This is a genomic window from Collinsella intestinalis (assembly GCF_902501455.1).
In the GTDB taxonomy this organism is placed as follows: domain Bacteria; phylum Actinomycetota; class Coriobacteriia; order Coriobacteriales; family Coriobacteriaceae; genus Collinsella; species Collinsella intestinalis.
This window is the reverse complement of record NZ_CABWIC010000011.1, coordinates 211,450-225,220: the sequence shown is the minus strand read 5'-3', so window position 1 is coordinate 225,220 and position 13,771 is coordinate 211,450. Positions and strand designations below refer to the sequence as shown.

Annotated in this window: 11 protein-coding genes; 2 read left to right on the top strand and 9 right to left on the bottom strand. The window is 61.3% G+C overall.

The features are described from left to right. Positions 1-4: 4 nt before the first annotated feature. From AOBCEHNH_RS05970 to AOBCEHNH_RS05945, 5 genes are all read right to left on the bottom strand, one after another. Positions 5-1,402, bottom strand: a complete 1,398-nt coding sequence (locus AOBCEHNH_RS05970) for a Sapep family Mn(2+)-dependent dipeptidase (protein ID WP_152063551.1) — start codon at positions 1,400-1,402, stop codon at positions 5-7. Between the two features lie 2 nt (positions 1,403-1,404). Continuing rightward, positions 1,405-1,893: an L-2-amino-thiazoline-4-carboxylic acid hydrolase gene (locus tag AOBCEHNH_RS05965; protein ID WP_118272034.1), complete on the bottom strand. Its 489-nt coding sequence runs from the start codon at positions 1,891-1,893 to the stop codon at positions 1,405-1,407. Between the two features lie 179 nt (positions 1,894-2,072). After that, on the bottom strand, positions 2,073-3,671 hold the full coding sequence (locus tag AOBCEHNH_RS08055; protein ID WP_226803323.1) for a PTS system mannose/fructose/sorbose family transporter subunit IID: 1,599 nt from the start codon (positions 3,669-3,671) through the stop codon (positions 2,073-2,075). A 45-nt stretch (positions 3,672-3,716) separates the two neighbouring features. Further along, positions 3,717-4,208, bottom strand: a complete 492-nt coding sequence (locus tag AOBCEHNH_RS05950) for a PTS sugar transporter subunit IIB (protein WP_118272035.1) — start codon at positions 4,206-4,208, stop codon at positions 3,717-3,719. Between the two features lie 84 nt (positions 4,209-4,292). Continuing rightward, entirely contained in the window at positions 4,293-4,694 is a 402-nt protein-coding gene (locus AOBCEHNH_RS05945; protein WP_118272036.1) for a PTS sugar transporter subunit IIA, read from the bottom strand. A gap of 498 nt (positions 4,695-5,192) precedes the next feature. On the opposite strand from AOBCEHNH_RS05945, the gene AOBCEHNH_RS05940 reads away from it, so the two are divergent. Both AOBCEHNH_RS05940 and AOBCEHNH_RS05935 read left to right on the top strand, forming a co-directional pair. Continuing rightward, positions 5,193-6,302, top strand: a complete 1,110-nt coding sequence (locus tag AOBCEHNH_RS05940; RefSeq protein ID WP_193221202.1) for a DUF8612 domain-containing protein — start codon at positions 5,193-5,195, stop codon at positions 6,300-6,302. A gap of 130 nt (positions 6,303-6,432) precedes the next feature. Further along, positions 6,433-7,440 (top strand): YitT family protein, encoded by a 1,008-nt coding sequence (locus AOBCEHNH_RS05935; protein ID WP_006723308.1) that lies wholly within the window; start codon positions 6,433-6,435, stop codon positions 7,438-7,440. Positions 7,441-7,647: 207 nt separating this feature from the next. Here the strand turns inward: AOBCEHNH_RS05935 and mfd are convergent, their stop codons facing one another. From mfd to AOBCEHNH_RS05915, 4 genes are read right to left on the bottom strand one after another with little or no spacing between them, the layout of a single operon-like run. Further along, positions 7,648-11,226, bottom strand: coding sequence for a transcription-repair coupling factor (gene mfd, locus AOBCEHNH_RS05930; protein WP_152063549.1), 3,579 nt, complete (start codon positions 11,224-11,226; stop codon positions 7,648-7,650). A 30-nt stretch (positions 11,227-11,256) separates the two neighbouring features. Continuing rightward, positions 11,257-11,919, bottom strand: coding sequence for an endonuclease III (gene nth / locus AOBCEHNH_RS05925; RefSeq protein WP_006723310.1), 663 nt, complete (start codon positions 11,917-11,919; stop codon positions 11,257-11,259). Between the two features lie 20 nt (positions 11,920-11,939). Then, positions 11,940-13,289 carry a DNA recombination protein RmuC gene (locus AOBCEHNH_RS05920; RefSeq protein WP_152063548.1) on the bottom strand — a complete coding sequence of 450 codons (1,350 nt, stop codon included), beginning with the start codon at positions 13,287-13,289 and terminating at the stop codon, positions 11,940-11,942. A 10-nt stretch (positions 13,290-13,299) separates the two neighbouring features. Further along, entirely contained in the window at positions 13,300-13,647 is a 348-nt protein-coding gene (locus AOBCEHNH_RS05915) for a hypothetical protein (RefSeq protein WP_152063547.1), read from the bottom strand. Positions 13,648-13,771 lie beyond the last annotated feature (124 nt).

The following is a 13,771-nucleotide window of genomic DNA, read 5'->3' as shown; positions in this document are numbered from 1 at the left end:
TGCGTTATTCCTCCTCTTTTGCCGCAAGCGCGATAATGGCCTGCAGCGCCTCTCGATACACGTCCGTGGCGCGGACGATGTTCTCCAGCGACACATGCTCGTCGACGCCGTGGGCGCCGCAATGCGTGTCGGGGAACTTGGGGCCAAAGGCAACGAGCGCGGGCAGCAGGCTTGCATACGTACCGCCCCCCATGACCGAACATGAGCCGGGAAGTCCCGTCACGCGCTCATACGCCCCCAGCAGGGCACGAACGCAAGCGTCGCCCTCGTCCACCAGATGGACGGGCTTTCCGCCCACGACCTCACAGGTCCACGCGTCGCCGAGCGCGGACGAGATCGAATCCACGATTTGACCCTCATCGATGCCGCGGCCGTAGCGAATATCCAGGTCAACCGTCACGCCGTCGACATCGGCAGACAGGGTGCCCAGATTGACCGTGGTCCCACCGAATACATCGTCATCGCAATCGATGCCAAGGGCGGTCCCGTCGGTGTCCGCACACAGGCAGCGCGCCACGTCGCACAGGGCCTCACAGCCCGCCGCGGCCTCTTCGGGCAGCAGGGACACCACTGCGTTCACGAGCTTCGCAATCGCGTTCTCTCCCTTCTGCGGAGTGCTCGCATGAGCGGAGCGGCCGGATGCGGAGATCGCCAGCACACCATCGGACGCAGAGGCCTCGACGGGGAGCATGCCGGCACGCGCCTCGGCGTCGGCGTCGACGAACTCGAGTGAAACTCGGGCGCTCGCATCGAAGGGCACAACGTTGGACATCGTGCCACCGGAGATCTCAACGCCCTCGGGCAATCCCACCGCGTGCGTGAGCACGATATGCGCCTGAGCCTTCTCGCCGTTAATGACGGGGAACGCCGCATCGGGCACGAACCCCATCTCGGGCTGCTCGCCACCGGCCGCCAGGTAGCTGCGCATATCCCCCATGCCGGACTCCTCGTCCGTGCCAAAGATGATGCGGAACCTGCAGGGCAGCTCAGCCTCGCGGGCCTTAAGCTCATCAAGCAGCTCAATCAGGATCGCGGCGGAGATCTTGTTGTCCATCACGCCGCGACCGTACAGGACCCCATCGACAATCGTTGCCGTAAAGGGATCGCGGCTCCAGCCGTCCCCGGCGAGAACGACGTCCAGGTGGACGGGAAACCCAACCAGGGGGCCGGCCGTACCGACCTGCGCCCAGCCGATCATGTCGTTTACGCGCTCGACCGAAAAACCGCGAGCAGCGCACTCATCGAGCACGAGGGCAAGGGCGCGGGCGCACCCCTCGCCAAACGGCGCGCCCTCGGCGGCTTCGGCATGCTCGGTGTTGATGCTCACGAGACGACAAAGCAGGTCGAGGATACGCTCGTCACGCTCGTCGCCGTGCGTGGTCTGGCAAGGGGTGCACGTCATGGCTACTCCCCCTTGGGGGTGAAGATCAGGTCGCAGGTGTCGTCACCGCGGCCGATCTGGGCGCCGAACTCGAGATCCACGTTGGCAGCGTCGGCGCGAGCGAAATCGCTGTAGCAGGCCAGACGGCAGAGCTCCGCGACGCGCTCCTCGGGCAGGCCCATGGAACGCCAGGTGGCGGCCAGCGGGCAGTGGTGGAACCTCAGAAGACCGCGCTCGTCGGTCTCTTCGACGAGCTCCATCTCAAAGACATCCTGGCCGTTGGACTCGAAGAGCATGCGGGCCATCTTGCCGGGGTTGCCCTCGCACACGCCGTACTTGCGGCCGCGCTCAACGCCAAAAGCGTAGATGGTAGCCTTGCAGAACTCATCGGGGTCGATGCCGTGCTTCTCGGCCTCCTCGAGCATGAGGTGGAACCACTGGGCGCGGGTGCCGTTGGCGCCGCGGACGTTCTCGAGGAACTCCTCGCGAGTGAAGGTCTGCTGATCGGACATGAGTACTTCCTTTCAAACGATATTCGAAATGTCAGTTCAGGGGGGTGGCGGGCGCATCGCGCCAAGGCTTCGCCCAAGCGCGCAGCCTGCGCGCCCGCCATGAAAGGGATGGGCAATTCAGCAAATGGGGGGGTCGCCTAGCCCATAGTGAGGAGAGTTGTCTGTGGCGTGCGCCGTCGCTAGGCCAGGATGCCGAAGAAGGCGCCAAGGATGGAGGCGATCACCAAGATGATCAGGCACTTGGTAATGGTCCACTTCTTGTACTTGATGCCCCAGAAGACGAAGAACACGGCGGTCAGCGGCAGGATGCCGGGTGCAATGGCGTTCAGGGTGTCCTGCAAGACGATGGACTTGTCACCAAAGGTCCAAGCCAGAGGAGTGGAAACCTTGACGATGGAGGCAGACAGGGCGCCCATCATGAACATGCCGACGATGGAAGCGCAGTCGATGATGACGTTGATCGCGCCACTGGACAGGATCTTCTGAATGGACTCCTTACCCAGGCTGTAGCCGAGACCGAACAGGAAGCGAGCCTCGAGGAACGTGATGATCATAAACAGGATCGGGAACACGATGCCAACGGCATTGCCCGCGGTCGCAAAGGAGGCGCCCAGAGCGAACAGGATGGTCTGGATGGTACCGAAGTCCAAGGTGTCGCCGATGCCGGCGATCGGTCCCATGAGGCCGGTCTTGATACCAGTGATCATCTCACCCGGGATCTCAGAACCCATGGCACGCTGCTCCTCCATGGCCAGGACGGTACCATGAATCAGGCAGCCCCAGTTCGCCTGGGTGTTGAAGAAAGTCAGATGGCGCTTCAGGGCCTCCTGGAACTCCTCGTCGGAGGTGTAGAGTTTGCGCAGAACGGGGGCGAAGCTGGAAGCAACGGCCAGGGCCTGCATGCGCTCGAAAGAGTTGGAAAGCTCAGCCGTCCAGATCCAGCGCATGAACACACCGTTAACGTCTTTCTTGTCGAGCAGACGCTTCTCATCCTCATCCTTCGTTTCAGCCTTGGCGAAGGAGAAGCCGTCGAGGGCTTTGCCGTCCTTGCCCATGAAAGTGATGAGGAGAGCGATACAGATGCCGAAGATGGCTGCAGCCATGGTCGGAATCTGCAGATACTGAACGAGGAAGTAACCAATGATGAATAGCGGCAGATACTTCATCTTGCCGATCATGAAGATCGTGGTTGCGAAGCCGAGAGCAGGCAGCATGCCGCCCATGACGTTGAAGCCGTTGAGCAGCCACTCAGGCGTAACCTCGAGCATCTTCATAACGAAGTCGGCACCGAAGTAGTTGATCGCGAACATCAGCGGGAAACGGATGATAAAGCCCATGATCAGCGGGTAGGTGGTGGCGCAACGCCAAACCGCCTTCACGTTGCCCTGATCGGCGTACTTGTCGGCCCAGTGGACGAACACGGCGTTGATGGTACGACGAAGGTTGTTGACGAACACGCCGAGCACGCCGAGCGGGACTGCGATGGACACAGCGACCTCGGGGGTCACACCAGTCTGGATCGCGATCGGGATAGCGATGAGCGCGGCGAAGCAGCGGTCCGAGGGGATATTGCCGCCGGCGGCGACCATACCCAGGTAAACCATCTCGATGCTGCCGCCCGCAACAAGGCCGGTCTCGAGATTGCCGGTCAGCAGACCGAGAACGGTGCCGATGACCAGAGGCGATTTGAGCGTCTGAATCCAGTTATAGCCCGCGAGACTCGCCGCGAACCAGAACCACAGACCGCTGACGATCGCAAAGAAAAGGTTGAGTTCCATGTCTTCCGTCTTTCTTTATGCGGTGTACAAAGTAGGAATGAACAGTTAGGCGTTGTACTTCTTGATGGCATCCTCAAAGGACATGCCAGCTTCCTCAGGGACGACCTGAAGGGTGATGTCGACGCCGGCATCGTGCATGTGCGTGATGTCCTCGACGTCCTGGTCGTTGAGCGCGACCGCCTGGAAGACGATCTTGCGACCGGCCTCAGCCGGAACGCCGCCGAGCTGCAGGGTCTCGAGCTTGAGACCCGCGTCGAACGCCTTGCGGGCCATCTGGATGCTCTTGAAGAGCAGGAAGATGTTCATACCGCCCATGGCGTCCTCGGTATAGGCCTGGCCGGCCTTTTCGGCGCTCATGATGTCGACCTCGATGCCGCTGGGTGCGGCCATCTTGTAGATGTCGACCATAAAGCTGTCCTGACCCAGGACATCATCGACGATAATGATCTTCTGGGCGGCTGCGATCTTGGACCACTTGGTGATGACCTGACCGTGAATGAGACGGTGGTCAACGCGAGCGAACGTAATCTTAGGCATGTGGTGCCTCCTTGTTGTTCGATAGACGTGCCTTCGGTGTTTCAAGGTGCCGCCCGCCTGTGGACAGGGCGGCTGGACGAGCTGTTAGCCCAACAGCTCGTTGATGAGCTTCACGCCGTCGGTACCGGCGTTGCGACAATTCTGCGCAAGCTCCTCAACCGGCATGCCCTGTTCGCGGGTGATCAGGGCCTCCAAAATCATGGGAAGATTCACGCCAGTCAGCAGCTGGAATCCATGGCTGGTGCGCAGGTGCATGCTCGCGACGTTGCACGGGCTGCCGCCCAGCAAGTCGGTGAAGACCAGCACGCCGTCACCCGTATCGACCTTCTTAACGGCCGCCTCGAACGCAGTGCTCAGATCATCGATGTTGTCCTCGCGCTTGAGAGACAGCGTCTCTACCTGCTTGGCAGGACCCGTAACGAGCTCACATGCGTTGACGATTCCATCGGCCAAAGCGCCGTGGGTCATGACGACAATCCCGATCATGGGACCCCTCCCGTCTCAAACGTTGTAGTTCAAAGGTGGTTAGTTGGCTCGCTGTGCACTGCAAGGTGATTTCGATACTCTTCAGGACCCCCAAATGTGTCAACGCCTGCATCTGAACGGTCATTTTCTGCCGTTTGTCAGAAACATTCTTGCTTTGTAAGTATGACGCGAACATAATTTAAATTTTTCAGATTCGTTGTCTGTTCATTATTCGTTTTTCTGTTTATTTTTTATACTCGAAATATAGATATTATTTTCCTCGATTCTTATTAATAATATGTTATTAATCATTTTCGAGTATGATTTTTGGAGAGTCGTATGCCATCTGTGAGCCAACCTCTCAAACAATCCGGCTATGTCAATCGCAAATTCGATGACGATTTAGACGTTCTCCTCAAATCCTTCACAATTGTTGAAATCGAGGGGGTCCTGGGGTGCGGCAAGACATGGACGGCCCTAGCCCATGCGCAAAGCGCCACAACCCTCGGAGATACCAAAATGGTCCTCCCCATCATCCAGGCAAACCCGCACATCGCGCTCACCGGCGTCGCCCCGCACCTCATCGACGACTGGACGAACCTTCCGGAACTCCAAGAGCTCATGTATCGCGAGAGTGGGCGCCCCGGCTCATATATATCGGTCTCATCCCATATCCCACAAACCGAAGATATATATGTACGACGCCACGCCGCCCGTGGCGTCAAAGTCCGTATGAGGACCTGCACCATTGACGAGCTCGGGTTCTCACGCCGCGATGTTGCCTGGGAAGACATCGTCGCGGGGCGGTTTTCGCCGGGATCGACGACGCTTGAACTCGAAAGAACCGCACGCATGATCTGCTCCGGAGGATGGCCCGCCGGCATCGGCCAAGAGGATGAGATCGCTCGTCAAACCGCCGAGTGCAGTGTCGAGGAAGCCATCCTACAGGTCTCCACCGTCTTCAAGAAAAAGGTGCCGACCGCCTCTGCCGTCCTCACGGCCATCGCGGATGGAGCAGGAGAAGATACCAACCACCCGGCTCTCACCAAGCGAATCGAGCAGCTGGGAGTAAAGCCGCCATCACGCACCACCCTATCTACCTATCTCGGGATTCTCGAACGGCTCTGCCTCATCGAGAGAGTTCAAGGCTGGGACGCCCCCATTCGTTCAAAGTCGCGCGTTCGGACCAAACCTCGGTATTTCCCCGTCGACTGCTCGGTGAGCACATCGATGCGACAACTCGCAGCAAACGACCTCCTAGGCAATGCGCCGCTTTTCCAAGCGTGCCTCAAATCTATGGTCTTGCACGAACTCCTGTGTCGTGTAGATTCCCCCGCCTCCAAAACACCCGGTCGCGTTTGCTACTACTCGGACGCAGACGGCCTCGAAATCGACTTCATACTCTTATTCGATGATGGCTCATGGGCTCCCATCAACGTGGAGCTCGGCGAACACCAAGTTACCTCGTCGGCAAAGCGCATCGCACGGCTCTACAACAAGCTCGCCTCCAACGAGGGAAGCGGAATTCGCCCACCCGCATTTTCCGCCATCATCCTCGGCTCGGCAGCGAAGCGGTCGCACGAGAAGATATCGGACTCGTTCGTCTTCCCCATCACTGATTTGTATTAGCGCAAACCGGCCGCAGCGCGCCGTCCATTCGCATGTCGTTCATGGAAGTCCCGGACGCACTCGCCGCGACTTCGCAGCGTGATACAATCGGCCCACACTTTTATCCAATCCCCACCTCGAAGGAGCTGCCGTGGCAAACGCCGTCGACGCACTCACCGATCGCGCGCTCGAGCTTGCGCGCCTCACGATCGTCCGCCGCATCATCACCGCGGTTGCCGTCACGGTCTCGGCGCTCATCCAGACATTCCTGATCCAGGCGTTCGTCCAGCCCGCCGACCTGCTGCCGAGCGGCTTCACCGGCGTTGCCGTCCTCGTCGACCGCATCACCGCGCTCGGCGGCGTGCACATCGACACCTCGCTCGGCATGCTCGCGCTCAACATCCCCGTAGCCGCCATGTGCTGGAGCGGCATCAGCAGGCGCTTCGTCATCTTCTCGATGACCCAAGTCGCCCTGTCCTCGCTGTTCCTCAACATCTTCAACTTCGGCCCGTTTTTGGGCGACAAGATCATGCTCATCATCTTCGGCGGCGTGGTCTCGGGCCTGTCCATCGCCATCGCCCTCAAGGCCGGCGCCTCAACGGGCGGCACCGACTTTATCGCCCTGTGGGTCTCCAATCACACGGGCAAGACCATCTGGGGAGCCATCTTCGCCTTCAATTGCCTCATCCTGGTAATCTTCGGCCAGATATTCGGCTGGGACAACGCCGCGTACTCCATCGTGTTCCAGTTCATCTCGACCAAGACGATCGACAGCTTCTACCATCGCTACGACCGCGTGACGCTGCAAATCACGACGCGCCTGGCGGACGAGGTCATGACCGCCTACGTCAACCACTTCCAGCACGGCATCAGCTGCGCCGAGGTCGTCGGTGGATACAGCCGCGACAGGATGTACCTGCTTCACACCGTCGTATCGACCTATGAGAGCCAGGACATCATCAAGCTCGTATGCGACGTCGACCCCGGCGCCGTGATCAATGTGTTTCACACGCTCGACTTCGTGGGCGGCTGGTGGGGCGGCCATGTGGACGAGCCGCTGCCCACCGCGGTGCCCGACCCGGACAAGCCCGCCCGTCTGCTGTCCAAGCAGGCCCGCCGCCAGGAGCAGTCCGGCCTGCAGCAGGACGACGGCCGCTAACCCAACGTCAAATCGCTCCGAATCGGTTGCATCCCCCGATAGATCTCCGCCCCAATTGGAGACGGCCTCAATTGAAGCGTCCGGCAAAACGCGTGCAATGTCGAAATTGGCACGCCTCAACGCTGCATTTTTCGACATTGCACGCACACCTCGATCACGTCTCAATTGGTGCCTGTCCCCAAGTGAGACGCATCCCAGAACGAGGCGCTAGTCGTCGTCTCCCGAGGGGCCGAGCTGGATGAGGATATCCAGCGCCGCCTGAACGGGCCCGATGCCGCCGTTGGAGACATCTGCGTTGATGCCGCGACCAATACCGCTGCCATTGCCCGCCCCGACCTTGTACGGGACCGTGAACTTACGCGTCTTGGGAAATGCGATGGCCCCCAACTTGGTGCGCAGCTCGAATGCAACGTCCTTGGGAACGTCGACACCCTGGTACGTGAGCTTGCCCGCGATGAGCGAGACGCTCTCAAGCCCGAGCCTGTCGGCGCGGATGCGGATGCGGGTACGGTCGAGCAGGTTCTGCGCGGCCTCGGGCAGCGCCCCGAACGTCTCCTCGCACTCCAGTTGCAGCGCGTCCACCTGCTCGAGCATATCGGCCGCAGCGAGCTTTCGATACACCAGCACGCGGCGGTCGACCGCCGGAACGTACTCCTCTGCCAGGAAAAAGTCGGCTGGCAGGTTGATGGCAACGCCCGACTGCTCCACGTCCGCACCGCCCTCGCCGCGCGCCTCGGCCACGGCAGCCCCAAGCATCTGCGTGAACAGGTCGAAGCCCACACTCGAAAGATTGCCGTGCTGCTCGGCGCCGACGAGCGAACCCGCACCGCGAATCTCCAAGTCTCGCATGGCGATGCGCATACCGCTGCCCAGGTCCTGGAACTCGGAGAGAGCGGTGAGACGTGCCGTGGCCTCCTCGGTGAGCGGAAGCTCGCCCGGGAACATGAAGTACGCGTACGCCTGGGTTGCCGAACGACCGACACGGCCCTTGAGCTGATAGAGCTGCGCCAAGCCCAAGCGCTGCGAGTCCTCGATGATGAGGGTGTTCGCGCTCGAGTTGTCGATTCCGCTCTCCACGATGGTGGTGGCGATGAGCACATCGATCTTCTTGGTGGCGAACTGCACCATCACATCCTCGACCTCGCGCGGGCTCATCTTACCGTGCGCCACGCCGATACGCGCCTCCGGCGCCGCCTCGAGCACGCGCTCGACGGCGTCGTCGATGGTCTTCACGCGGTTGGACACGTAGTAGACCTGGCCGCCACGCCCAATCTCCAGACGAATGGCCGCGCTCACCACATCCGGGTCGTACTCACCCACATGCACAGCGACCGGGCGACGCCCCGTAGGCGGCGTGGTGATGAGGCTCATGTCGCGCACGCCGCTCATGGCCATCTGCATGGTGCGTGGGATGGGCGTCGCAGAAAGCGTGAGCACGTCGATCTGCTCGCGCATGTTTTTGAGCTGCTCCTTGTGTTGGACGCCGAAACGCTGTTCCTCGTCGATGATGACCAGGCCGAGCTCGTGCGGGTTCACATCGGCCGAGAGCAGGCGATGCGTGCCGATGAGCACGTCGACTTTACCCTCGGCAAACGCGGCCAGCGCGCGGCGCTGCTGCGCGGGCGTGCGGAAGCGAGAAAGCACCTCGACTTCCACGCCAAAGGGCGCAAAGCGCTCGAAGAACGTCTCGTAATGCTGCTGGGCGAGAATCGTCGTGGGGCACAGGACCATGACCTGACGCCCACCGTCGACACACTTGAACGCGGCACGCAGGGCGACTTCGGTCTTTCCAAAACCCACGTCGCCGCAAAGCAGGCGATCCATGGGCTTGGTCGACTCCATATCGGACTTGATGTCGGCAATGGCATCGAGCTGGTCGCGCGTCTCGTCGTACGGAAAGCTCTCCTCCATCTCGATCTGGCTCGCGCTGTCCGGCCCAAAGGCGAAGCCCGTGATGGAGCTGCGGCGCGTATACAGATCGACCAGGTCGAACGCGAGTTTTTTAGCGCTTTTACGGGCCTTGGTAGTGGCGCGGCTCCAGTCGGCGGTGTTGAGACGCGTGAGACGCGGGTTGTCGCCGTCGGGACCGACGTAGCGCGTGATGCGGTCGACCTGCTCGAGCGGCACGTACAGCTTGTCGCCGCCCGCATACTCCAGCATGAAATAATCGCGCTCCTTGCCGCCCACCTCCTGGCGAACGATCTCGGAGAACAATGCGATACCGTGCGTGGCGTGAACCACGTAGTCGCCAGGCTTGAACGGGAACGTCACCTCGGTGATGTCCACGCGGCGACGTGGGCGACCGCGCTTGCCATCCATGCGCGAATTGAGGTCGGCCAGACTGAACACAGCCAAATGAGCCGAGGGTACCACCACGCCGGACGGAATGGGGATGTCGACAAAAGTCACGCGACCGCGCGTGATGGTGGGCACGGCCACGGAGCCCTCCTCGAGGCCGCGTGCGTTGAGCGCATCGACATCTCGCTTGAGCAGGGAGACGGTCACGTCCGATCCCACATGGCCCGCGTTTTCCGGCGCTGCCTGCAGCGACTCCTCGAACGGGACGGAGATATCGGTGAACGAGAGCTCCATCGACTCGCGCGCCCCGCGATCGGGGATGGCGAACACGCAGGCATAGCGGTTGTTCACCACCTCCTGGATACGACTGACGAATCGGTTGTCGGAGCCTGACAACGCCGGCTGCTCGATCTTGAGCTCGGCCGTGACCTGGCCGCCGACGCGGATGAGGCTCACGTAATTCAGGCGCTGCTGCCGCCCGAAATCAAGTTCCTGGGGACGAACGTAGAGGCCGTCCAAACGCGTGACCTTCGCATCGGCGGCACGACGCTCAAGATCCTCGTACGCACGTGCGCAATCATCGAACAACGACCGCGGCTCGGAAAGGATCACGAGCGCATCGCGGTGCACGTGCGCGAGCGGGCTCACCGCGCCCCCGTACATCAGCGGCAAGAACCGCTCGAGTTCAGGTGTAACCACGCGCGCCTGCACGAGTTCGAGCAGCGCCGCAAGCTCCGTGTCATTCTGCGCGGGCAGATAAAGCGCCTCCGAGATGCGTTTCACCGCGTCATCGGTGAGGGCGAGCTCGCGAACGGGACTTATCTCGACCGACTCCTCATCGCCGATCGTCTGGCCGGTCGACGCCACCATGAGGCGGATGCGGTCGATCTCATCGCCGAAGAACTCGATACGCACCGGGGCCGTGGATTGGGCGGCCCAGATTTCGACGGTATCGCCCTGCACGCGGAAGAGGCCGGGAGCATCGGCTGCGTCGGCGCGCGTGTACCCCATACCGACCAGGCGTGCAGGAACCTGCTCGAACGGAATCTCCTCCCCCACCGAAAAGACGGTCGATTGCCAATAACGGCTCTCGAGCGGCGGGACGCAGCGCAGCAGCGAACGCGCGGAGGCGACCATGATGCACGATTCGCCCTGGGCAACACGCGACATGGCGGCACAACGAGCGGCGACCACCGCATCGTCCGGCTCGTTACTTTTCCAGGGATAATCCTTGCGCTCGGGAAAACGGGCCACGTGCTCCGCGCCCACATACGCCGCGAGCGAACGGGCCGCCCGGTCCGCCGCCTCCTCGCCCGAAACGATATACACCGTGGGACGCGGGGCGCGGGCAAACTGCGCCGCGACCGCAAGGGTGCGGCCGGATTGGGAAATCGCAAGCGTGGCATCTTCACCAGCGGCGAGGGCCGCCTCGATGTCCTGAAGCGCTTCTGCGGTGTAGAGCTGCGCGGCTATGCGGTGAATAAGCATGAAGGGTGCCTCTCAACAAATCTCAATGGGCTATCCCAGTTTGGCGCTTGGGCAGATGTCGGCCAGCGGGCACTCGCCGCACAGGGGCTTGCGGGCATCGCAGATCTCGCGTCCCAGCATGATCCACTGGTGATTCACGTCATTCCAGTACTCACGCGGCAAGATCTTGAGCAAGTCCTGCTCGGTTTTGAGCGGCTCCTTCTCATGGGTCTTGGGCGAGAGCTTGAGACGATGGGCGATGCGGTTCACATGGGTATCCACCGCAATGCCATCGACGATTCCGTAACCGACGTTCAAAACGATGTTGGCCGTCTTGCGCCCCACACCCGGAAGCTTGACGAGCTCCTTCATCTCGTTGGGAACCACACCGCCGTAATCGGCCACGATCATCTGCGCGCACGCGATGCAGTGCTTGGCCTTGGTCTTGTAAAAGCCGAGCGACTTGATGACGTCGGAAAGCTCCTCGTATGTCGCCCCGGCCATCTGCTCTGGCGTGGGCCAACGGCGAAACAACTCGGGCGTCACCTTATTGACCTGGGCATCCGTCGTCTGCGCAGAGAGCAGGACGGCGATGACCAATCTGAACGGCGTTTCATGGTCCAGGAAGCACTCAACCGGGCCATAGCGCTCGTTGAGCCTACGACATGTCTCGATCGCGCGCTCGCGCTTGGCCGCATTCGTCTCACGTGGCATGGTTCGTGCACGCTCCTTGCTTACTCTTCGTCGTCCGCTACATCGCTGGATACATCCGAGATCTCGAGCAACTCGGCCGCCAGGGCGCCATCCTCCATCGCGGTGACGCTCTTGAGCTTGCGCTCAATCACATTCGTGCGGGTGTTGATGATGCCGTCGACGGTCTTGCCCGCCGTTTCGATCTGCCGAAGTGCGCGGCGCAACTCCGCCTGGTATTTGGGAAACTCGGCTTTCACGGCACTCAAGACCCTTTGAATCTCATCCGCTCTGCGCTGGAAGGCAAAGGTCTGATAACTCATCTGCAGACTGTTCAAGATGACCGCCATGGTCGAAGGGCCCGCGATGTTCACCTGATAGTCGCGCTGCAGGCATTCGATAAGGCCGGGACGGTCCACCACCTCGGCATATAGCCCCTCGAACGGCAAGAACATGATTGCGAAGTTCGTGGTCTCCGGAACGCTCAGATACTTGGAGGAGATATCTTTGGCCTCGGCTTTGATCACCTGCTCGAGGGCTCGGCGCGCCGCCGCCACCCCTTCCGCATCGCCCGCCTCGATGGCGTCGCGCAAATGCCCGTAGGTGTCCCCGGGGAACTTGGAGTCGATGGGCAGCCAAATGGGATCGCCGCCCTCGACGGGCAGCTTGACCGCAAACTCCACGCGCTCCGCGCTCCCTGGCTTCGTGGCCACGTTCTCAGCGTATTGGTCCGCCGTCAGTATGTCCCGCAAGATCGCACCAAGCTGGACTTCGCCCAAGATGCCGCGCGTTTTCACATTCGAGAGCACGCGCTTGAGATCGCCCACCCCCGAGGCGATGTTCTGCATGTCGCCAAGACCGCGATACACCGCCTCGAGCTGGCTGCTCACTTGTTTGAACGAAGCCCCGAGGCGGTCGTTGAGGGTGGCGGCGAGCTTCTCATCCACCGTGGCCCTGATTGCCTCGAGCTTGAGCTCGTTATCCCGACGAATAGCGCTGAGCTGCACGTCGACGGTCTCGCGGACCTTGTCTAGGCGCTGCTCCACCGCCCCGCGATTCTGCTCGAGATTCTGGGCGATTTCACGACGCGCCTCGTCGGCCTTGGAACTCACCTGGTCGATCGCACGCACCTGCGAGTCGAAATGTTGCTGCTCGACGATCGAGGTGCTGGCCGCCTGGTTGAGTGTCGCCTGCGTCGTCGTGAGCACCTGGGAGAGCACAGATTGGACGGAGACGAGCGCTTCATTTGCGCGCGCCATCTGCTCGCTCGCCTCATCCATGCGCGCACGGCTGCGCTCGAGCTCACGATGTGCGCGCACTTGCATCGCGATCGCCGTGGCCGCGCACACCGCAGCCGCAACGGAAGCCAACGCCGCAACCAGTTCCATGCCCATGCCATTGCCCTCACTCAAACGGCCAAATGCCCCACGAGGCGCCGACCGACCTGACATTCTCCCAAACCATCTTAAAGCAGTCGGCGAGCGCTTCCACGACTTCCTCGGGGCTGGCCCCACTCAACACGAACGTCAGCGCGTAGGAGGCGATGAACACCGCCACCAGAAGGACGGGCACGGCCAAGATGAGTACAAGGGTCCGAAGCACGGCCAACACCCGGCGCCTGCGAACTCGCTTGCGATCGAAGGCCAGCTCAGCCTGATACTCTTCATAAGCGACAGAGTGAGGCGAATCGTCCAAAACGGTACAAGCCGCTTGGGATCCAATAGATTTCCGCTGCTCAATAAAAAGGTCCATGCAAAGCCCTCCTCCTTGGGAAGGACGCACATGGATCGGAACTCTTAGCATTGCGCGGCCGGCGTCCGGAGTCAAGACCCGTTCGCCGACCGCGCTCACCTATCACCCGTGCGGTGTCACCGCA